Origin of the sequence: Vogesella sp. AC12 (genome assembly GCF_024437575.1) — a bacterium.
Taxonomy (GTDB): domain Bacteria; phylum Pseudomonadota; class Gammaproteobacteria; order Burkholderiales; family Chromobacteriaceae; genus Vogesella; species Vogesella indigofera.
Map to the genome: position 1 here is coordinate 19,337 of NZ_JANFNU010000006.1, position 20,715 is coordinate 40,051.

General features: G+C 65.9%; 20 protein-coding genes. 3 read left to right on the forward strand and 17 right to left on the reverse strand.

The genetic code is table 11. From position 1 onward, the window contains the following. Positions 1–97: 97 nt before the first annotated feature. The 13 genes from zapE to cmk form a co-directional block, all read right to left on the reverse strand. Positions 98–1,255: a cell division protein ZapE gene (gene zapE, locus NOM55_RS10850; RefSeq protein ID WP_238377254.1), complete on the reverse strand. Its 1,158-nt coding sequence runs from the start codon at positions 1,253–1,255 to the stop codon at positions 98–100. 46 nt (positions 1,256–1,301) lie between these two features. Continuing rightward, positions 1,302–2,198, reverse strand: coding sequence for a cysteine synthase CysM (gene cysM, locus NOM55_RS10855; RefSeq protein WP_255908584.1), 897 nt, complete (start codon positions 2,196–2,198; stop codon positions 1,302–1,304). Positions 2,199–2,432: 234 nt separating this feature from the next. Beyond that, on the reverse strand, positions 2,433–3,803 hold the full coding sequence (locus NOM55_RS10860; protein ID WP_255908585.1) for an esterase-like activity of phytase family protein: 1,371 nt from the start codon (positions 3,801–3,803) through the stop codon (positions 2,433–2,435). 125 nt (positions 3,804–3,928) lie between these two features. Further along, positions 3,929–4,930: an ADP-glyceromanno-heptose 6-epimerase gene (gene rfaD / locus NOM55_RS10865; RefSeq protein WP_255908586.1), complete on the reverse strand. Its 1,002-nt coding sequence runs from the start codon at positions 4,928–4,930 to the stop codon at positions 3,929–3,931. Positions 4,931–4,948: 18 nt separating this feature from the next. Next, positions 4,949–5,527: a DUF924 family protein gene (locus NOM55_RS10870; RefSeq protein WP_255908587.1), complete on the reverse strand. Its 579-nt coding sequence runs from the start codon at positions 5,525–5,527 to the stop codon at positions 4,949–4,951. A 17-nt stretch (positions 5,528–5,544) separates the two neighbouring features. After that, entirely contained in the window at positions 5,545–6,507 is a 963-nt protein-coding gene (rfaE1, locus tag NOM55_RS10875) for a D-glycero-beta-D-manno-heptose-7-phosphate kinase (RefSeq protein WP_255908588.1), read from the reverse strand. Positions 6,508–6,514: 7 nt separating this feature from the next. Next, entirely contained in the window at positions 6,515–7,834 is a 1,320-nt protein-coding gene (locus tag NOM55_RS10880; protein ID WP_255908589.1) for a UDP-glucose/GDP-mannose dehydrogenase family protein, read from the reverse strand. After that, a complete protein-coding gene (gene pyrF, locus NOM55_RS10885; RefSeq protein WP_047966124.1) occupies positions 7,831–8,577 on the reverse strand; it encodes an orotidine-5'-phosphate decarboxylase in 747 nt (248 codons plus the stop codon). The genes NOM55_RS10880 and pyrF overlap by 4 nt, the downstream gene beginning before the upstream one ends. Before the next feature lie 26 nt (positions 8,578–8,603). Then, positions 8,604–9,767 carry a lipopolysaccharide assembly protein LapB gene (gene lapB / locus NOM55_RS10890; RefSeq protein ID WP_255908590.1) on the reverse strand — a complete coding sequence of 388 codons (1,164 nt, stop codon included), beginning with the start codon at positions 9,765–9,767 and terminating at the stop codon, positions 8,604–8,606. Positions 9,768–9,811: 44 nt separating this feature from the next. Further along, complete coding sequence (locus NOM55_RS10895; RefSeq protein WP_255908591.1) at positions 9,812–10,105, reverse strand: lipopolysaccharide assembly protein LapA domain-containing protein; 294 nt, start codon at positions 10,103–10,105, stop codon at positions 9,812–9,814. 126 nt (positions 10,106–10,231) lie between these two features. After that, positions 10,232–10,528: an integration host factor subunit beta gene (locus NOM55_RS10900; RefSeq protein ID WP_047966245.1), complete on the reverse strand. Its 297-nt coding sequence runs from the start codon at positions 10,526–10,528 to the stop codon at positions 10,232–10,234. Between the two features lie 9 nt (positions 10,529–10,537). Further along, positions 10,538–12,238: a 30S ribosomal protein S1 gene (gene rpsA / locus NOM55_RS10905; RefSeq protein WP_120811973.1), complete on the reverse strand. Its 1,701-nt coding sequence runs from the start codon at positions 12,236–12,238 to the stop codon at positions 10,538–10,540. 107 nt (positions 12,239–12,345) lie between these two features. Continuing rightward, entirely contained in the window at positions 12,346–12,999 is a 654-nt protein-coding gene (cmk, locus tag NOM55_RS10910) for a (d)CMP kinase (RefSeq protein WP_255908694.1), read from the reverse strand. A 193-nt stretch (positions 13,000–13,192) separates the two neighbouring features. Between cmk and aroA the strand changes: the two genes are divergently transcribed. Together aroA and NOM55_RS10920 are read left to right on the forward strand one after the other, a co-directional pair. Beyond that, on the forward strand, positions 13,193–14,485 hold the full coding sequence (gene aroA / locus NOM55_RS10915; RefSeq protein WP_255908592.1) for a 3-phosphoshikimate 1-carboxyvinyltransferase: 1,293 nt from the start codon (positions 13,193–13,195) through the stop codon (positions 14,483–14,485). Between the two features lie 117 nt (positions 14,486–14,602). Beyond that, entirely contained in the window at positions 14,603–15,022 is a 420-nt protein-coding gene (locus tag NOM55_RS10920; protein ID WP_255908595.1) for a phosphoribosyl-ATP pyrophosphohydrolase, read from the forward strand. A gap of 131 nt (positions 15,023–15,153) precedes the next feature. Here NOM55_RS10920 and NOM55_RS10925 read toward each other — a convergent pair whose 3' ends face one another. After that, positions 15,154–15,630 (reverse strand): YaiI/YqxD family protein, encoded by a 477-nt coding sequence (locus tag NOM55_RS10925; RefSeq protein WP_255908596.1) that lies wholly within the window; start codon positions 15,628–15,630, stop codon positions 15,154–15,156. Then, complete coding sequence (locus tag NOM55_RS10930; protein WP_255908597.1) at positions 15,627–16,520, reverse strand: prephenate dehydrogenase/arogenate dehydrogenase family protein; 894 nt, start codon at positions 16,518–16,520, stop codon at positions 15,627–15,629. Before NOM55_RS10930 ends, NOM55_RS10925 begins: the two co-directional genes overlap by 4 nt. A gap of 71 nt (positions 16,521–16,591) precedes the next feature. Between NOM55_RS10930 and NOM55_RS10935 the strand changes: the two genes are divergently transcribed. Beyond that, on the forward strand, positions 16,592–16,864 hold the full coding sequence (locus NOM55_RS10935; protein ID WP_255908598.1) for a DUF4936 family protein: 273 nt from the start codon (positions 16,592–16,594) through the stop codon (positions 16,862–16,864). A gap of 82 nt (positions 16,865–16,946) precedes the next feature. Here the strand turns inward: NOM55_RS10935 and NOM55_RS10940 are convergent, their stop codons facing one another. Both NOM55_RS10940 and NOM55_RS10945 read right to left on the reverse strand, forming a co-directional pair. Next, the gene (locus NOM55_RS10940; RefSeq protein WP_255908599.1) at positions 16,947–19,301 is read right to left on the reverse strand and encodes a heavy metal translocating P-type ATPase; all 2,355 of its coding nucleotides are present in this window, start codon (positions 19,299–19,301) and stop codon (positions 16,947–16,949) included. 174 nt (positions 19,302–19,475) lie between these two features. Beyond that, complete coding sequence (locus NOM55_RS10945; RefSeq protein WP_255908601.1) at positions 19,476–20,708, reverse strand: diguanylate cyclase; 1,233 nt, start codon at positions 20,706–20,708, stop codon at positions 19,476–19,478. Between the last annotated feature and the right edge of the window lie 7 nt (positions 20,709–20,715).

Genomic DNA, 20,715 nt, shown 5'->3' on the forward strand with positions numbered 1-20,715 from the left:
GAGAGCGTGAACATGCTGTAGACACCGTCCCGCAACGCAAAAAGGTTGGCCGCAACACTGCGGCCAACCTTTTTTCATGGCGCGCGGCAAGCGCGGCTCAGGTCTCGGTAATGCCGTCGGCGATCTTGAAGTCGTCCACCAGGTGCGGCAGCTCCAGATAGGTGCGCGACTGCATCTCGGTGAGGCGGCTGGCGGTGCGGAAAAACTCGCTGGCCTGCGGCCCCTCGGTATAGATCAGCTCCGGCGCCACCGCGCAGGATGCCACCAGCTTGACGCGATGGTCGTAGAACACGTCCACCAGCCAGGTAAAACGCCGCGCCATCGACGCGTCGCGCACCGCCAGCTGCGGAATATCGGACACGAATACGGTGTGGTATTCGCTGGCGATTTCCAGATAGTCGGTCTGCGCCCGCGGCCCGTCGCAGATGGCGTGGAAATCGAACCAGATCACCCCCGGCGCATGGCGCTTGAGCGGGATGTCGCGCCCCAGCACCGTCAGCGAGTGTTCCAGCTCGCCGGAGGCACCGGCCAGCCGCTCGAACATGTCCTGCATCTTCGCCTCGGCGTCGGCATCGGCCGGCACGTGGAACAGCGGCTCGCGCGTCAACTCGCGCAGGCGGTAGTCGTTGCCGCCATCGACGTTGATCACCTCCAGATGCTGCTGCAGCAAGGCGATGGTAGGCAGGAAGTTGCTGCGCATCAGGCCGTTCGGATACAGGTTTTCCGGCGGGTAGTTGGAAGTCATCACGCAGATGATGCCCTGCTCGAACAGCGCAGCGAACAGGCGGCCGAGGATCATCGCATCGGCGATGTCGCTGACGTGGAATTCGTCAAAGCACAGCAGGCGCACGTCGCGGGCGATTCGGGCCGCCACCGTTTTCAGCGGGTCGGCCTCGTTCGACACCGTGCGCAGCTGCTTGTGGATTTCCGCCATGAAGTGGTGGAAGTGCACGCGGCGCTTGCGGTTGTAGGGCACGCAGCCGAAGAAGGCATCCATCAGGAAGCTCTTGCCACGGCCGACGCCACCCCAGAAATACAGGCCGCGCGGCACTTCCGGCTTGCGCAGGCTGCGACCGAGGAAGCGGTTGCGCTTGTCCTTGAATTCCACCAGCGTCTGCCACAGCTCGTCCAGCCGCTCGATGGCGGCGGCCTGGGCTGCGTCGTGGATAAAGCCTGGCTGCTGGCTGGCCGCCTGGTACCAGGTCTTGGGGCTCATCGAGCCGTCGCTCGGCGGCGAAAAAACGTGTTGGGACATAATCGCTTCGGTTCAGGGTTGGCCGCAGCGTGCGGCCAACGTTGGCTCAGGAAAACAGGCCGGTGGACAGGTAGCGGTCACCACGGTCGCAGACGATGGACACGATCACCGCGTTCTCCAGCTGCTGGTTGAGGCGCAGCGCCACCGCCAGCGCGCCGCCGGACGACGGCCCGGCGAGGATGCCCTCTTCGCGCGCCAGCTGGCGCGCGGTGTCTTCCGCGGTCTGCTGGTCGACCAGCAGCAGCTCGTCAATGCGCGAGAAATCGCAGATCTTGGGCAGGTATTCGTCTTCCCACTTGCGGATGCCGGGGATCTGGCTGCCAACCTGCGGCTGCACGCCGATGATGCGGATCACCGGATTCTGCTGCTTGAGGTAGGCACTGGTGCCCATGATGGTGCCGGTGGTGCCCATGCTGGACACGAAGTGGGTGACCGTGCCGGCGGTGTCGCGCCAGATCTCCGGCCCGGTGCCCTCGAGGTGCGCCAGCGGATTGTCCGGGTTGCCGAACTGGTCGAGGATGCGGCCAACCCCGGCCGCCTCCAGGCGCCGCGCCTCGTCGATGGCACCGGGCATCGACGCCGCCTTCGGCGTCAGGATCACCTCGGCGCCGTAGGCGCGCATGGTGTCTATGCGCTCCTGGCTGGAGTTTTCCGGCATCACCAGGATCATCCTGTAGCCCATCATGGTCGCCGCCATCGCCAGCGCGATGCCGGTGTTGCCGCTGGTCGGCTCGATCAGGGTGTCACCGGGCTTGATCTCGCCGCGCGCCTCGGCGTGGCGGATCATCGACAGTGCCGGCCTGTCCTTCACCGAACCGGCCGGGTTGTTACCCTCCAGCTTGACCAGCACCACGTTGCTGCTGTTGCCCGGCATGCGCTTGAGGCGCACTAGCGGGGTGTTACCGACGAAATCTTCGAGATGTTTGAATACGGGCAGGGTCATTGGCGTCTCCTAGTGCGCCGCATTATACCGGCTTGCACCCCGCTGTCGCCGCCCCGCGGCCAAGCCTGCCGCGCCAGCATCAATAATCACGATACGGATCAAGCACTTGCTATCAGCGTGGCTTTTGGAATTTTGGCTACCTTGAATATAACCAGATGCACCATGTCGCCGGCAGCAGCCGCAAAAAAACCCGCACCAGGGGTACGGGTTTTTTGCGTTCACGCCGCGGCGCGCTCAGGGCAGCGCGTGCAGTGGCTTCTGCAGCGTGATCAGCCACAGCTCGGTGGCCTCGCGATTGGGCGCGATGGCGACACGGGCGCCATCCTGGCGCTGGCCCGCCAGATTCTGCAGCTGGCCAGCGGCGACCTGCAGCTGCGCCAGCTTGGCGACACTGCCCTGCACTTCGCTACGCACGCCGAAATCGTTGTCGTTGATCAGCGCCAGCTGGTTGTTCTCCACCAGCGTCAGCCCTTCCGCCTTTTCCGCGGTCCAGCCCAGCGCGCGCAGGTCCAGCGCCAGTGTCCGCCGCGCCAGCTGGATGCCGGCCGCCGCCAGCATCGCGTCGTCGCCATATTCCAGCGCGCGGCCGTCGGCAAGCGTCTTGCCGTCCAGTGCCGTGGCCGTGGCGAGGTCGATCAGCGTGATGTCGTTGTGCATCCGCTTGTCCTGATCCTTGCCCTGCTCGATCACCGCGAAGCGGCTGTCGGACAGTGCCACGATGTCGCCCAGCTTCATGTCGCCGGCCTTGTTGTAGTGCGCCGGTACCGGATAGCCGAACTGGCGCACCGCGCCGCTGACCGGGTCCAGCTCGACGATACGGCTGAAGCGCGCGCCGTGGCGGGTGCGACCATCGACATCCAGCGTGCTCTGCACGATGGCAACCACCTTGCCGGACGGCGTCACGGTGACACCCTCAAAGCCGCGGTTGGGCTGCCGCGCGGCAAGAATGGCCGGCAGGCCGCTGCCCGGCGCATAGCGCTGCCGGATCTCGCCGCTGGCGGCATCGACCCGGGCCAGGAACGGGCCATACTCGTCCACCAGCCACAGGTTGCCCTGCTTGTCGGCGGCGATGCCCTCCGGATCGAAGCCCAGCTTGTCGTAAGGCAGCGGCTGCAGCTTTTCATCGAGGCCGATTTCACCGCTGGCGCCCACCGCCCCCTGCGGCAACGGCAAGCCGCTGATGGTGCGCCCGGCTTCGCGCAGCGGCAGCATGCGGCCAACGGTGGCCGCCTCCGCCAGCGACACACGCAGTTGCACCACCGTCGGCACAAAGGCCGGCACCGGGAACAGCTTGCTGGCGTAGCGCGAGCCGCCGTTCAGCACCTCCGGCGAATCGGCATTCGGGCCGCGATCGGTCACTGCCCAGAATTCCAGCGCCGCACTGCCTTTTTCATAACCCTTGAAGCTCAGCGCCGAACCCACCGCCAGCGGCAGGCTGCCAGCGAAGGCCGCGGCATCGGCACCGCGATAGGCGAGCGCCGGTGCGCTGACCTCGTAGCGCTCCACCGCCGCCACCGCCGGATGCGACACCGGCAACAGGGTGAACGGCGCGGCCAGCGCCGGCATGGCCAGCCCGGCAAACAGCACAGCAAGAGAACGGCGCATAAGGAATCCCATCCGGTATCGTCAGAAAGACGTCACGCTAGCCCAGTGTCGTGACAGCACCGTGACAGCCGCAAATGACAAAGCCCCGTCCGGGGACGGGGCTTGCGGGCGGCAAGGCACAAGACTCAGCCCTGGCGCGCGATCAGCCAGTCCACGTAGCGGTCGACCCCCTGCTCCACGGTCAGCATCGGTGCGTCGTAGCCCGCTTCACGCAGCTTACCGATATCGGCCTGGGTGAAGCTCTGGTACTTGCCCTTCAGCGCTTCCGGGAATTCGATGTATTCCAGGATGCCCTGCTCCACCAGTTCGGCCAGCGTCAGCGCCGGCTTGCCTTCGTGACGGCGGCAGGCGTTGACGGTGGCCACCGCCACGTCGTTGAACGGCTGCGCGCGGCCGGAGCCGAGGTTGAAGATGCCGGACTTGTCCGGATTATCGAGGAAGAACAGGTTGACGTTGACCACGTCCTCCACCGACACGAAGTCGCGGCTCTGGCTGCCGTTGTCCCAGCCGTCGTAGCCGCCGAACAGCTTGACCTTGCCGGATTCGCGGTACTGGTTGAAGTTGTGGAACGCCACCGACGCCATGCGCCCCTTGTGCTGCTCCTGCGGGCCGTAGACGTTGAAGTAGCGGAAGCCGGCCACTTGCGCGGTGAGGCCTTCCTTCATGCGGCGGCGCAGCACCTGGTCGAACAGGAACTTGGAATAGCCGTAGACGTTGAGCGGGCCTTCATGCTGGCGCTCTTCCTTGAACACGCTGCCCTTGCCGTAGGTGGCGGCGCTGGAGGCGTACAGGAACGGGATTTCTTCCGCCTGGCAGAATTCGAACAGCTCCAGCGTGTACTGGTAGTTGTTCTCCATCATGTACTTGCCGTCGTGGTTCATGGTGTCGGAGCAGGCACCCTGGTGCAGGATGGCGCGGATCTCGCCGTCGAAATCGCCACTGCCGATCAGGCTGATGAAGTCCTGCTTGTCGAGGTAGTCGCTGATCTCGCAGTCCACCAGGTTGACGAACTTGTCGCCACGAGTGAGGTTGTCGACGGCGATGATGTCGGTTTCGCCGCGCGCATTGAGCGCCTTGACGATGTTGGAGCCGATAAAGCCGGCAGCGCCGGTCACCACGATGGTCATAGCATTTCCTTTAGGAAGTCAGAACGAGCTGCCCGGCTGCGCCAGAAACTGCAGCTCGTCCGCGGTAGAGGGGCGCCCCAGCGCGGCATTGCGGTGGGGGAAACGGCCAAAGCGGGCGATGATGGCCCGATGCTTTTCGGCGTAGTCGACGACACCGGCGCGGTCGGGACTGTCCGGCGGCAGGCTTTCAAAGCGGCGGACGGATTCATCCTGGTCGGCCAGCGCCTCGCTGTGTTCCAGCGGCAGGTAGAAGAACCAGCGCGCCACTGGCGGCAATTGTTGTTCCAGCCCGCTGGCCAACGCCGACTTCGCCACCGTCCGCGCCGCCGCATCCAGCGCAAACGCCTGCGCCTCGCCGCGGAACAGGTTGCGCGAGAACTGGTCGGCCACGATCAGCCACGCCAGCACCGCGTGCGCGTCGGTCGGGTCCGGCAGCAACTCGCCGGCGGCGACGCGCTGCCACAGCGGCAGGAAGCGCTGGCGGATGGCGTCGTCGAAGGCGGCATCCTTGCGGAACCAAGCGCTGCGGCTCGCAGCCAGCTGCGCGTCCGTGCCGTCAAACCAGAACTGCACTACCTGCGTCGCCCACTCCGTCATCGCCGCCTCACCTCAAGTCACAGTGCAAACAGTTCGCGCTGATGGCACACCGCGGTGCCCAGCTTGGCCACCACGATACCGGCGGCGGCGTTGGCCAGCCGCATCGCCACGGGCAGTTCCAGCCCGGCGGCCAGCATCAGCCCCAGGGTGCCGATCACGGTATCGCCGGCACCGGATACGTCGTATACCTCCTGCGCCAGTGTCGGCTCGTGCACCGCGCCGTCGGCACGGTACAGCGTCATACCCTCTTCGCTGCGTGTCACCAGCAGCGCGGTCAGATCCAGCTCGGCACGCAGCGCCTCGGCCTTGGCCGACAGTTGTGCCTCGGTCTGCCAGCTGCCGGCCACCTGCTTGAATTCGCTGCGGTTCGGCGTCAGCAGCGTGGCGCCGGCGTACTTGCTGTAATCGTCGCCTTTCGGGTCGATCAGCACCGGCTTGCCGGCCTCCCGCGCCAGTTCGATCATGCGCGCGACGTGGGTCAGGCCGCCCTTGCCGTAGTCGGACAGGATCACCACGTCGTGTTCGGCGACGATGGCGGCATACTCGTCCAGCTTGTCGGCGAGGATTTCATGGCTCGGCGCGTCCTCGAAATCGAGGCGGATCAGCTGCTGCTGCCGCGCCACCACCCGCAGTTTCACCGTGGTGGCAATGCCGGCATCGCGCTTGAACGAGGCACGGATGCCGTCATTGGCCAGCAGCCGCTCCAGCGCGGTCGCGGCCTCGTCGTCGCCGACCACCGACAGGATGGTGGCCTGACCGCCAAGGCTGGCGATATTGCGCGCCACGTTGGCCGCACCGCCGGCACGCTCTTCCATGCGGCTGATCTTGGCCACCGGCACCGGCGCCTCCGGCGAGATGCGGCTGACGTCGCCGAACCAGTAACGGTCCAGCATCACGTCGCCGACCACCAGCACCTTGGCTGCGGCCAGCTGTGCGGCCAACGTTGCGGGCGCGAGGCCCAGCGTGTTCAACAGGTTCATGCTCACCTCAACGGCCGATGGCGTGGTATTCGAAGCCCTGCGCGCGCAGCCAGGCCGGATCGTACATATTGCGGCCGTCGAAAATCAGCGGCTGCAGCAGCAGGCGTTTCAGCTCGGCAAAGTCCGGGCTGCGGAACGCCTTCCATTCGGTGGCGATCAGCAGCGCATCGGCACCGTGCAGCGGGCTCATCATGTCGTCGGCAAAGGCAAAGCCGGCGATGTCGACCATGGTGCGCGACGCTTCGTGCATCGCCACCGGATCAAAGGCGAGCACTTGTGCGCCGCGGCGGGTCAGCTCGTCGACGATCACGCGGCTCGGCGCCTCGCGCATGTCGTCGGTGTTGGGCTTGAACGCCAGCCCCCACAGCGCGAAACGGCGACCTCTCAGGTCGGCGCCGAACTTGGCGACCACTTTTTCCACCAGTCGCAGCTTCTGCGCGTCGTTGGCTGCTTCCACCGCCGTCAGCACGCGCATCGCGTGGCCGTTGTCGCGGCCGGTGGCGACCAGCGCCTTCACGTCTTTCGGGAAGCAGGAGCCGCCGTAACCGGTGCCCGGATACAGGAAGTGGTAGCCGATGCGCGGATCGGAGCCGATGCCCTTGCGCACCAGCTCGATGTCGGCGCCCAGCGTTTCCGCGAGGTTAGCCAGCTCGTTCATGAACGAGATGCGGGTCGCCAGCATTGCATTGGCGGCGTACTTGGTCAGCTCGGCGGAGCGCACGTCCATGAACAGGATGCGCTCGTGGTTGCGCTGGAAAGGCTCGTACAGGCGGCGCATCATGTCGATGGCACGCTCGTCCCCGGCGCCGACCACGATGCGATCCGGCTTCATGAAGTCCTCGATCGCGGCACCCTCTTTCAGGAATTCCGGATTGGACACCACGCTGTAGTCGATGCCCACATCGCGTGCGGCCAACGTTGCAGCGATCGCGGCGTTGACCTTGTCGGCGGTGCCGACCGGTACCGTCGACTTGTCGACGATGACCTTGTAACCGTTCATGTGCTGGCCGATATTGCGCGCGGCGGCCAGTACGTACTGTAGGTCGGCAGAGCCGTCCTCATCCGGCGGCGTACCGACGGCGATGAACTGGATGTCACCGAATGCCACCGACGCGGCAACGTCGGTGGTGAAGCTGAGGCGGCCGGCGGCGACGTTGCGCTTGACCATCTCGTCCAGCCCCGGCTCGTAGATCGGGATGCCGCCAGCCTGCAGCATGGCGATCTTGGCCGGATCCACGTCCAGGCACAGCACGTGATTGCCCACTTCGGCAAGGCAGGTGCCGGTGACCAGGCCGACATAGCCCGATCCGATTACGGTAATTTTCATGCTTGTGTCGCCATATAGGATTGAATGTCGGCATTGATCGCCGCCAGCGCGGCTAGCGGATCGGCGGCCTGGGTGATCGGACGGCCGATCACCAAGTAGTCGGCACCGGCCTGCAGCGCGGCCACCGGGGTCATCACCCGGCGCTGGTCGTCGTCGGCGCTGTCGGCTAGGCGGATGCCCGGCGTCACCAGCTTGAAGTCGCGACCCAGCTCGGCCTTCAGCAGCGGTGCTTCCTGCGCCGAGCACACCACGCCGTCCAAGCCGCTGTCGCGCGTCAGCCGTGCCAGGCGCAACACCTGCTCCTGCGGTGGCACGGTGATGCCGATCTCGGCCAGATCGCTGGCCTCCATGCTGGTCAAGACCGTGACCGCGATCAGCAGCGGGCGCTGGCTGTACTGCGCCAGCGCCTCGGCGGCGGCGGTCATCATGCGGCGGCCGCCGGAGGCGTGCACGTTGACCATCCACACCCCAGCTTCGGCCGCCATCTTGCAGGCGTGCGCCACGGTGTTGGGGATGTCGTGGAATTTCAGGTCCAGGAACACCTGGAAGCCGCGCGCCTGCAACTGCTGCAGCAGCTGCGGGCCGGCGGCGGTAAACAGCTCCTTGCCGACCTTCAGCCGGCACTGCAGCGGGTCAAGACGGGAGGCAAAGGCCAGCGCGGCATCGGCGGTGGCAAAATCCAGTGCCACCAGCACCGGCGAGGTAACGTTGGCCGCAAGGCCAGGCGCCATCAAGGGATTCATGTTGTTCCAGTCTTCAATGCTTGAAATCAATGGGTTTCCGAGCGGTTGGGGGTGAAGCTCTCCCACTCGCCGCAGGCCGGGCAGTGCCAGAAGAAGGCCCGCGAGCGGAAATTGCAGCGTTTGCAGCGGTGCACGGTCAGGCGCTGCGCGTGCTTCATGATCAGCGCGCGCGCCACTTCGGCGTCCATGCGCCCTTCCGGACTCAGCTCGTCCATCTGCGCTTCCACCAGGCGGTAGACGCCGAGCAGGTTCGGCCGCGCGTGTACCGCTTCGCGCACCGCCTCCAGCGCCTTGGCCTCGCCTTCGTAGGTGGCTACCTTCTGGTACAGCAGGTCGGTCAGTTCCAGCTGCGAAAAGGTGCGCTGGTAGCCGCGCAACAGCGCAATGCCTTCCGCCGCCTTGCCCAGCGACTCGTAGGCGTCGAACAGGCGCTCGGCGACCATCGCCAGGTATTCGTAGTTCTGCTTCTCGATCGCCTGCCACGCGGCGATGGCGGCTTCCGGCTGGCCGGTGGCGACCTCGATGTCACCCAGCAAAATGCTGGCGCGCACGCACTTGCGGTTGGCGGCAAACGCTTCCTGCACGTAGCGGCGCGCCTTGTCGTAGTCGGACTGGTATAGCGCACCCTGTGCCAGCTCGCAGAAAAACTGCGCCACCTCGTGCTGGAAGGAGTGGGCGTCGCTGCGCAGCTCGCGCGCGGTGGCGACCGCCTTTTCCCAGTCGCGGTCCTGTTGGTAGATGCTCAGCAGCTGTTCGCGCGCGGCACGGCCCATGGTCTGGCTGGGCAGCAGCTTGACCAGGATTTCCTCGGCGCGATCGACCAGCCCGGCCTTGTGAAAGTCCTGCGACAGCTCGAAACGCACCTGCGCCTTTTGCTCGTTGCTGAGATCGGGCAGTTCCAGCACCTGCTGGTGCAGACGGATGGCGCGGTCGTTCTCGCCGCGGCGGCGGTACAGCTTGCCCAGGCTCAGCTGCACTTCCAGTGCCTGCGGATGGGCGCGCGCCACTTCCGCCAGCGAGCGGGCGGCGACGTCGGTCTTGTCATCGACCAGCGCGTCCAACCCCTTGTAAAAACCGGCCGGCACTTCGCGCGCCTGTTTCAGTACTGCGCGCATGTCGACGCGCGCGGCCAGCCAGCCCAGACCGAAAAATGCCGGGAACAGCAACAGCCACCACAGATCAATATCCAAAATCCAACCTCGGTACGGGAATGCCGGCAAACGGCAGAAGCAAATCAGTCAGCCAGTGCGTCGCTCGGGTCTTTGGTCACCCGGCTGCTGGCCTGTCTGGAGCGCAATTCCTTCTTGAGCTGCGACAGCTCGCGACGGACACGCAGGGAATAGGTAAAGGTAGCCAGCATCGCAGTCAGCACACCGGCAACAAAGAACACCAGCAACAGCAGGATCAGCGGCGCATTCCAGCTTTGTCCAAAAAACAGCTTGAACTCGACGATGGCACTGTTCTGCACGGTTACCGCCACCAGCAGCACCAGCAGCACCAGCTCCAGCAAGCGAACGAGGTAACGCATAACGACTCCGGCCTGATCAAAAATTATCGCAAGTTTAAACGAAAGCGTGCGCCCCCCCAAGCCGGAAGCGGAATAAAAAAACGCTGCGGTAAACCGCAGCGTTTTGCAGACAGGCACATCGGAGGCTTACTCGGAAGCCCCCGGGGCAAGATCCACGCGTTCGCGCAGCTCTTTGCCCGCCTTGAAGTGAGGCACGTATTTCTCAGGAACGACAACGCTGGAGCCGGACTTGGGGTTGCGGCCAACCCGCGGCGGACGGTAGTTCAGATCGAAGCTACCGAAGCCGCGAATCTCGATTCGCTGCCCTTTTGCCAGGCTGCCGGCCATCGCATCCAGAATGGTTTTGACGGCCAGTTCAGCATCTTTGGCGACCAACTGAGGATAACGCTCGGCAAGCCTCGCAATAAGCTCAGATTTGGTCATATCCATCACTTATTCGTTGCCGCCGGACAGTTTAGCCTTGAGCAGGGCGCCCAGGCTGGTAGTACCGGCAGACACGTTCGCGCTGGCATCAGCAGAGATCGCGCCCATGGCGGCTTTCTCTTCCTGCATGTCTTTCGCCTTGATCGACAGGCTGATGGAGCGAGCCTTGCGGTCAACAGCGATGATCACGGTTTCAACTTCGTCACCCTCTTTAACGTGGGTGCGGATGTCTTCAACGCGGTCACGCGACACTTCGGAAGCACGCAGGTAACCTTCAACGTCGCTATCCAGCTGGATCACGGCGCCTTTGGCATCAGCAGACTTCACTACGCCCTTAACCAGCGCGCCCTTGTCGTTCATGGCAACGTAGTTGTTGAACGGATCGCCTTCCAGCTGCTTGATGCCGAGGGAGATGCGCTCTTTCTCAACGTCGATGGACATAACCACGGCATCAACTTCGTCGCCCTTCTTGAAGCGGCGAACGGCTTCTTCGCCGGTCTCGTTCCAGGACAGGTCGGACAGGTGAACCAGGCCGTCGATGCCGCCTGGCAGACCAACGAACACGCCGAAGTCGGTGATCGACTTGATGGCGCCCTTGATCTTGTCACCCTTTTTGAAGTCGTCAGCGAAGGCGTTCCATGGGTTGGCCTGGCACTGCTTCATGCCCAGGCTGATACGACGACGGTCTTCGTCGATCTCGAGGATCATGACTTCAACTTCGTCGCCCACCTGAACTACCTTGGATGGGTGTACGTTCTTGTTGGTCCAGTCCATTTCGGACACGTGAACCAGACCTTCGATACCCTGTTCGATTTCAACAAAGCCACCGTAGTCGGTCAGGTTGGTTACCTTGCCGAACAGGCGGGTGCCGGCAGGGTAACGGCGGGACAGGCCCACCCACGGATCTTCGCCCAGCTGCTTGAGACCCAGCGAAACGCGGTTCTTGTCCTGGTCGAACTTGAGAACCTTGGCTTCAACTTCGTCACCAACGGCCAGTACTTCGGACGGGTGCTTGACACGGCGCCATGCCAGGTCGGTGATGTGCAGCAGGCCATCGATACCGCCCAGGTCAACGAACGCACCGTAGTCGGTGATGTTCTTGACGATACCCTTAACCACCAGGCCTTCACGCAGGGTTTCCAGCAGTGCCTTGCGCTCTTCGCCCAGGGTTTCTTCCAGAACCGCACGGCGCGAAACAACCACGTTGTTGCGCTTGCGATCCAGCTTGATAACCTTGAACTCAACTTCCTTACCTTCGTAAGGAGTGGTGTCTTTCACCGGACGTACATCTACCAGCGAACCCGGCAGGAAGGCGCGGATGCCGTTAACCATAACGGTCAGACCACCCTTGACTTTACCGCTGATCACGCCAGACAGGATCTTGCCAGCTTCCAGAGCCTCTTCCAGGTCAATCCACGCAGCCAGACGCTTGGCTTTTTCGCGGGACAGCTTGGTTTCGCCAAAGCCGTTTTCCAGGGAGTCGATGGCAACAGTGACGAAATCGCCAATTGCTACTTCAACCTGGCCATTGTCACCCTTGAATTCTTCAACAGGGATCAGCGACTCGGACTTCAGACCGGCGTTAACGGTAACGAAGTTGGAGTCGATGGACACGACTTCAGCAGTGATTACTTCACCGGCGCGCATTTCTTGCAGAGCCAGGCTCTCTTCAAACAGGGCGGCGAAGCTATCCATTACGAGGTTAGTCATCAGATTTACTCTTGTTGCATGCCTTGCGTCACGCGGGGTTAGGTTTGAGGGCTGCCGGTGCAAGGAAACCGAAGCAGCGTGCTACAAAAATGAACAACCGGGCGCCTTTATCGTTCGCGAAACCACTGCAGCACCTGCTTGACCGCCTGGTCAATGGTGAGCGCGGAGGTATCCAGCAAACGGGCATCCGGTTCTTGTCTCAACGGGGCAACGCTCCGTGCCGCGTCACGCGCGTCACGGTCACAAATATCCTGCTGAATCTGCGGGAGGTTAGCAGATTCCCCTTTTGCGATCAACTGCTTATAGCGTCGCGCGGCACGTTCTTCGGCACTGGCGGTCAGGAAAACCTTGAGCTCGGCGCGCGGAAACACCACCGAACCCATGTCGCGGCCGTCGGCCACCAGCCCCGGTGTCTGCTGGTAGGCACGCTGGCGCTCGAGCAGCGCGGCGCGCACGCTTGGCAGCGCGGCGATTCTGGAGGCGCCCATCCCGATATCCTCGGCGCGGATCGCGGCGCTGACATCGTGGCCATCCAGCCACACCTTGTCGTCGGTAAAGGCCGCCGGCAGCTGTGCGGCCAACCTGGCGACCTGGTTTTCGTCTTCCCAGCTCACGCCTTCGCGCAGCGCGTACAGCGCGGCCAGCCGGTACAGCGCACCGGAATCGAGATAATGGAAGCCCAGCTCGCGGGCAACGAGTGCCGCCACGGTGCCTTTGCCGGAGGCGGACGGGCCATCGATGGTAATAACGGGGCGGAGCATGACCATGGGAAGAAAGCCTGACTGAAAACCCGATATTGTAACGCAGCTGCCGCCGCAGCGGATGTTTGCGCGGCAATGCACAATAACGGTACAGTCGGTACAGAGATCACCCGATGCCGGCGCGCCGCACGCGCGACCGGCGCAGACAGCGGCCAGCGCCGCGCCCCGAACAAAATCAACGAGCAAGACCGCCATGGAACAACTGACGCTACACCCGATTCCCCGCCTTGCCGGCACCGTCAAACTGCCCGGCTCGAAGAGCATTTCCAACCGCACCCTGCTGCTGGCCGCGCTGGCCGACGGCCAGACCCTGGTGCGCGACCTGCTCGATTCCGACGACATCAGCCGCATGCTGGAAGCCCTGGCCACACTCGGCGTCAGCGTCCAGCAGCAAGGCGACAGCCGCGACTTCCTGGTGCACGGCACCGGCGGCATGTTTGCGGTCAAGGAAGCCGACCTGTTCCTCGGCAACGCCGGCACCGCCTTCCGCCCGCTGACCGCGGCACTGGCGCTGATGCAGGGTCACTATCACCTGCACGGCGTGGCGCGTATGCACGAGCGCCCGATCGGTGACCTGGTCGATGCGCTGCGCGTGGCCGGTGCCGATATCGCCTACCTCGGCAACGACGGCTACCCGCCGCTGCAGATCAAGCCGGCCGGCGTCAACAGCGGCAAGGTCATTCCGGTGAAGGGCAACGTCTCCAGCCAGTTCCTCACCGCGCTCCTGATGGCGCTGCCGCTGACCGGCGAGGCAGTCACCATCGAGGTGGTCGGCGAGCTGATCTCCAAGCCCTATATCGAGATCACCCTCAACCTGATGGCGCGCTTCGGCGTGCAGGTGCAGCGTGACGGCTGGCAGCGCTTCAGCATTGCCGCCGGCCAGCGCTACCGCTCGCCGGGCGAGATCCACGTCGAGGGCGATGCCTCCAGCGCCTCCTACTTCCTCGCCGCCGGCGCGCTGGCCGGTGGCCCGGTACGGGTGGAAGGGGTTGGCCGCAGCAGCATCCAGGGCGACGTGAAATTCGCCGACGCGCTGGCGCTGATGGGCGCCGAGATCAGCATCGGCGACAACTGGATCGAAGCGCGCGCGCCGGCCGGTGGCCTGCAGGCCATCGACGTCGACCTCAACCACATCCCGGACGCGGCGATGACCATCGCGGTGGCGGCGCTGGCCGCCAACGGCACCACCACTATCCGCAACGTGGAAAGCTGGCGCGTGAAGGAAACCGACCGCCTGGCGGCGATGGCCACCGAACTGCGCAAGGTCGGTGCCACGGTGGTGGAAACGCAGGACAGCATCAGCGTCACCCCGCCGGCGACGCTGACGCCCAATGCCGAGATCGACACCTACGACGACCACCGCATGGCGATGTGCTTCTCGCTGGTGGCCCTGCTCGGTACCCCGGTAATCATCAACGACCCGAAGTGCGTGGCGAAGACCTTCCCCGACTACTTCGAGGTGCTGGGCCAGCTGGCAAACCGCTGAACGTTGGCCGCAAGCCAAAAGCCGCTGCAAATGCAGCGGCTTTTTTCATGGCCGGCACTTGCCAGCAGCGGGCACAAAACACAAAATATTGCGTCAATAAACCACACTTAACACAAGATGAGCAACCCGTTCACCCTGCGCCGCGATTTCATGGCGCGCTTCGACATGAGCCTGCCGGCCACGCCGCAATTCGACGCCGCCGCCCTCGCGATGTGGCACACCATGCTGCAGGAAGAGTGGCAGGAGTTTTCCGTCGCACTGCAGGACTACCAGCGCATCCAGCAGGCCGAGCCGGCAGAGCAGACGCGGCTGCGCGCCGAGCTGGCGGCGGAAGGCGTGGACGTGCTCAACGTGCTGCTCGGCCTGCTGCTGTCGCAAGGGCTGCCAGTGGAAAAGATGTTCGATGCGATCCACGCGGCCAACCTCGCCAAGTGCGTCGACGGCAAGGTGGAGCGTCGGGCAGACGGCAAGATCCTGAAACCGGCCGGCTGGCAGCCGGCGGACAAGGAAGGGGTGATCCGCCAGCACGGCGGCTAAACGCCGCCCTCCCCTGATGCTGGGTTGTGCCGCCTTGTCGTGAGGCCTGCTGCGGTCCTCGGCGGCGCGCCTTGGTTCAGCTACGCGGTGAGGCTGTGTTCGCACAGGCTGGCCGTGACCGCGGCGATGGATCAGCGGCGGCGTGCGGCCAACTTGTGCAGCAGCTTGTCCAGCTGCGCGGCGAAGTTGGCGCGGTCGCGCTGGCTGAACGCCCCCGGGCCGCCGGTCTGCACCCCGCTGTCGCGCAGCTCGGTCATGAAATTGCGCAGCGTCAGCGCCTCGCGGATGGTGGCGTCGCTGTACAGCTCGCCGCGTGGATTGAGCGCCAGCGCGCCCTTGGCCACCACCTGCGCCGCCAGCGGAATGTCGGCGGTGACCACGATGTCGCCCGGCTGCGCCTGCTGCGCGATGTGGTTGTCGGCAACGTCGAAGCCGGCCGGCACCTGCTGTGCGCGGATGTGTGGCGACGGCGGCACGCGCAGCAGCTGGTTGGCGACCAGTACGGTGCGGGTGGCGGTGCGGTCGGCGGCGCGGAACAGGATGTCCTTGATCACCGCCGGGCAGGCGTCGGCGTCGACCCAGATGGTGGTGGCGTGCGGCGCGCTCATGCATTGCCCCGCAGGAACTTCTGGTGCCAGCCGTGGCGCGCCTCGCGCGCGCGCTCGAAACGCGCGGTCAGCGCCGCGGCATCGCCGCTGGCCAGCTCATCGCGCAGGCTGTCCAGCGCCGCGCGGTAGCCGTCCAGCTCGGCCAGCAGCGCGTCGCGGTTGGCCAGCGCGATATCGCGCCACATCTCCGGATGGCTGCCGGCGATGCGGGTGAAATCGCGAAAACCGGTGGCGGCAAAATCGAAACAGCGCTCACCGTCGGCCTTGCCAACAATCATGTCGACATAGGCGAAGGCCAGCAGATGCGGCAGGTGGCTGACGGTGGCGAACACCGCGTCGTGCTCGGCGGCGCTCATCTCGTAGACCCGCGCGCCGCAGGCCTGCCACAGCTCACGCACCAGAGCGGCGGCGGCCTGCGCCGTTTCCGGCAGCGGCGTCACCACGATGCGGCGGTTGTCGTACAGGCCGTACTGCGCGGCGACGGCGCCGGACAGGTCGGAGCCGGCAATCGGGTGCGCCGGCACGCACTGCGCCAGCTGCCGCGGCAGCTGCGTGCGCATCAGCGCCACCACGTCGCTCTTGGTGCTGCCGCCGTCGGTGACCACGCAGTGTGCCGGCAGCTGCGGTGCAATGTCGGCGAACACGCGCGCCATCTGCCCCACCGGCGTCGCCACCAGCACGATGTCGGCGTGGCGCACCGCGTCGGCGGCGCTGTGGCTGGCCTCGTCGATGACGCCCAGCTCGACGGCGCGCTCCAGGTTGGCCGCCGAGCGGCCGACCCCGATCACGCGGCCAACCTTGCCGGCACGCTTCAGTGCCAGCGCAAACGAACCGCCAATCAGGCCGACGCCGATCACCACCAGGGTCAACTTGCCCTCACCCGCCTGCATGCTACCGTCCCGTTCTGTCGCTATCGAAGCGGCTATCATAACCTTATTTTTGCAGTGCAAAAGGAGTAAACATGGCCGCCGCGCTTTACATCTACTACCGCGTGCAGGACAACATTCTGCCAATCCGGCAACAGGCAGAAACGCTACTGGCAGAAATCGAGAAAACAACCAACATCAAGAGCAGATTATTGCAACGCCGCGACGATGCGCAGACCTGGATGGAGGTGTACGAGCCGGTGGCCGACACCGCCGCGCTGCAGCAGGCGCTGCAAGGTGCGCTGGCGGCACGGCCGTTGCTGGCCGCGCTGGCGCGGCACGAGGAGTGGTTCGTGCCGCTGGCCTGAGGCTGGAGAAGGCCGCCGGACTGCAGGCAGCGAGCGGTGCCGGGCCAGCCGGCACAAGGTTGGCCGCAACGCCAACCGTCAACTACCGCCAGCGGCGCAGCAGCAGCGAGTTGCTGACCACCGACACCGAGCTCAGCGCCATCGCCGCGCCGGCGATCACCGGATTGAGCAGCCCCAGTGCCGCCAGCGGGATGCCGAGCACGTTGTAGATGAAGGCGAAGAACAGGTTCTGGCGGATCTTGCGCAGCGTGGCGCGCGACAGGCGGATGGCGTCGACCAGGTGCAGCAGGTCGCCGGCCATCAGCGTCACGTCGGCGGTGTCGATGGCGACATCGGAGCCGGCGCCCATGGCAAAGCTGACGTTGGCCGCGGCCAGCGCCGGTGCGTCGTTGACGCCGTCGCCAACCATCGCCACCACCTGCCCCTGCGCCTGCCACGCCTTGACCAGTGCCGCCTTGTCCTCCGGCCGCAACGCGGCGTGCACCTCGGCGATGCCGGCCTGCGCGGCGATGTGTTCGGCGCTGGCCAGCTTGTCGCCGGTCAGCATCACCACGCGGATACCCTGCGCCTGCAGCGCGCCCACCGCCTGCGCCGAGCTGGCGCGCAGCTGGTCGGCCAGCGCAATCATCCCCAGCGCCACGCCGTCGCGGCTGACCGCCAGCACCGTCTTGCCCTGCGCGTACCACGGCTGCGCCGCCGCCGGCACGCTGCCCAGCGCCCAGTCCGGCACCCCGACCCGCAGCGTGCTGCCGGCCAGCGTGACGCTGACGCCCTGCCCGACGTGCGCCTGGAAGGCGCTCACCGCCGGCAGGGACAGGCCGCGGGCGCTGGCGGCGGCTACCACCGCACGCCCCAGCGGGTGTTCGGAGCCGGCCTCGGCGGCGGCGGCCAGCGCCAGCAGGCCGTTCTCGTCCACCTCCGCCAGCGGCAGCAGGTCGCTGACCTGCGGCTTGCCTTCGGTGAGGGTACCGGTCTTGTCCACCACCAGCAGCCGGATCGCCGCCGCATGCTCCAGCGCCGCGGCATTGCGGAACAGCACGCCGCGACGTGCGCCGTTGCCCATGCCGACCATCACGGCGGTCGGCGTCGCCAGCCCCAGCGCGCAAGGACAGGCGATCACCAGCACCGCCACCGCGTGGATCAGCGCCTGTTGCCAGTCGCCGGTGAGCAGTCCGGTGGCGGCAAAAGTCAGCGTGGCGATAGCGACCACCACCGGCACGAATACCCCCGAGATACGGTCGGCCAGCTGCTGGATCGGCGCCTTGCTGCCCTGCGCCTCGGCGACGCGGCGCACGATGGCGGCGAGTTGGGTGCGGTTGCCGACCGCGGTGGCGCTCACCTTCAGCATGCCGCCCTGGTTGTGGGTGCCGGCGTAGACGCTGTCGCCCGCGCGGCGCTCCACCGGCAGGCTTTCGCCGGTGAGCAGGCTCTCGTCCAGCACCGCCGCGCCGTCGATCACGGTGCCGTCCACCGCCACCCGTTCGCCGTGCTGCACCAGCACCACGTCGCCGGTTTGCAGTGCCGACAGCGGTTTCTCCAGCACCACGCCACCCTGCTCGACGCGGGCGGTTTTCGGGGTCAGCGCCAGCAGGCTGCGGATGGCGCCGGCGGTGCGGCCCTTGGCACGCGCCTCCAGCAGCTTGCCCAGCAACACCAGCGTGATCACCGCCGCGCTGGCCTCGAAATAGACGTGCTGCTGCGACCAGCCGGCCACCGTCACCCACGCCGACCACGCCCACGCCATGCCGGTACCCAGCGCCACCAGCACGTCCATATTGGCACCGCCGCCGCGCAGCGCGTGCCAGGCGCCGCGGTAGAAACGCCAGCCGGCCAGCCATTGCACCGGGGTAGCCAGCAGCAGCTGCCAGTAGCGCGGCAGATAGCCGTGATGGCTGCCCAGCAGCATCGGCACCATTTCCAGCAGGAAGGGCAGCGTCAGTGCCGCCGCCAGCCAGAACCAGCGCAGCTCCTGCCGGTAGCGCGCAGCGGCGCGCTGCTCACGGCTGTCGCCGCCCTGTTCCTCGGCGATGCGGGCGCCGTAGCCGGCCTGGCTCACCGCCGCCAGCAGCTGCGCGGTGTCGGGTGCGCCCGGCGCCAGCTGCAGCCGTGCCGTCTCGCTGGCGAAATTGACCGTCGCGCTCACCCCCGGCTGGCGGTTGAGTACCTTTTCGATGCGCGTGGCGCAGGCGGCGCAGGTCATGCCCTCAATCTCCAGCTGCAGTATTTGCGGCGGCACGCTGAAGCCGGCCTGCCCGATCGCCGCCACCAGCTGTTCGACATTGCGTTGCTGCGGGTCATAACTGATCTGCGCGCTCTCGCTGGCAAAACTGACGCTGGCGCTGACCCCCGGTTGCCGCGACAGCACTTTTTCGATGCGCAGCGCGCAGGCGGCGCAGGTCATGCCTTCGACAGGCAGGGTGATGCGGGTAGCAGACATGGCACGGCTCCGGGAATGGTCAACGCTAAGCCATCATATACCCCACTAGGGTATATGGCAAGTTCCCGCCGGCACCCCGGTTGCGTGCCGCGACCTACCAAACACTGCGGCCAACCTTGAGACAAGGTTGGCCGCAATGGCGACGACAGAGGCGAGGCTACACGGTGACGGCGGCTAGCCCATCACCCGGTTGCGCCCGCCCTGCTTCGCCAGGTACAGCTGGGTATCGGCGCGGTTGAGCAGGCTCTCCACGTCCTCCCCGCTCTGGAACGCGGCCACCCCCAGGCTGGCGGTGATCTGCACCGTGCGGCCGTCGGCGAGGATCACCGAGGTGCTGATCGCCGCGCGCAGTCGCTCCGCCGTCACCAGCGCCGCGGCAAGATCGGTTTCCGGCAGCACGATGACGAACTCCTCGCCGCCGAAGCGCACCACCCAGTCGATGTCCTGCCGCAGCTGGCTGCCGATGCGCAGCGCGATGGCACGCAGCACCTCGTCGCCGGCGAGGTGGCCGAAACGGTCGTTGACCGGCTTGAAGTGGTCGGCGTCGCAAAACACCACCGCCAGCGGCCGCTGGTAGCGCTGCGCGCGCTCCAGCTCCGACGGCAGCCGCTCGCTGAGCAGCGCGCGGTTGTAGCAGCCGGTCAGCCCGTCGCGGATCGACAGCTCGCGGATGTCGCTGAGCGCGGCATCCAGCTGCCGGGTGCGCTCCTCCACCTGCTGGTCGAGGGTATCGATGTGGCGACTGATCGCCGCCTGCAGCGTGGCAAAACCGCGCGCCACCAGGTCGATCTCGTCGTGATGCGGCCGCGCCGGCCGCGACAGCTGCAGCGGCACGGTCAGCGACGACGGCGCCAGCCGGCCGGCAAACTCGGCCATGCCGCGCAGCGGGTGCTCCACCTCGCGGCGCAGCACGTAGGCGACCAGGCTGCAGATCAGCAGCGTCAGCAGCAGGTAGCCGAGGAAGATGGCGAGCAGCGCCTGCGTCAGCGCCTGGTACAGCAGTGCCGGCTGCACCACGATCAGCAGCGTGCCCAGCGCCTCGCCGCTGCCGCGCGGCGGCGGAATCTCGAAGCGGCGGCCCGGCTGCTGCCGCAGCAGCGCGGCGTCGCCGGCCTCGAACACCTGGCCGGTGGCGACATTCAGCCGCGCATAGCCGATCTCCGGCTTGGCGACGATGGTTTCCACCTGACGGCGCACCGCCTCGGCCTCGATGTCCCAGATGCCCACCGACAGCATCGGCAGGTTGCTGCTGACGATGTCCTGCAGCGTGGCCTCGAAGCGCTGCTGCACCTGGCGGTAGGTCAGCACGCCCTGCACCGCGCTGAGCAGCAGCGCACAGGCGGTCGCCAGCAGCACGATGCGGCGGATCAGCACATGGGCGAGCGGACGGTAGGCAGCGGTCACCATGACTCCT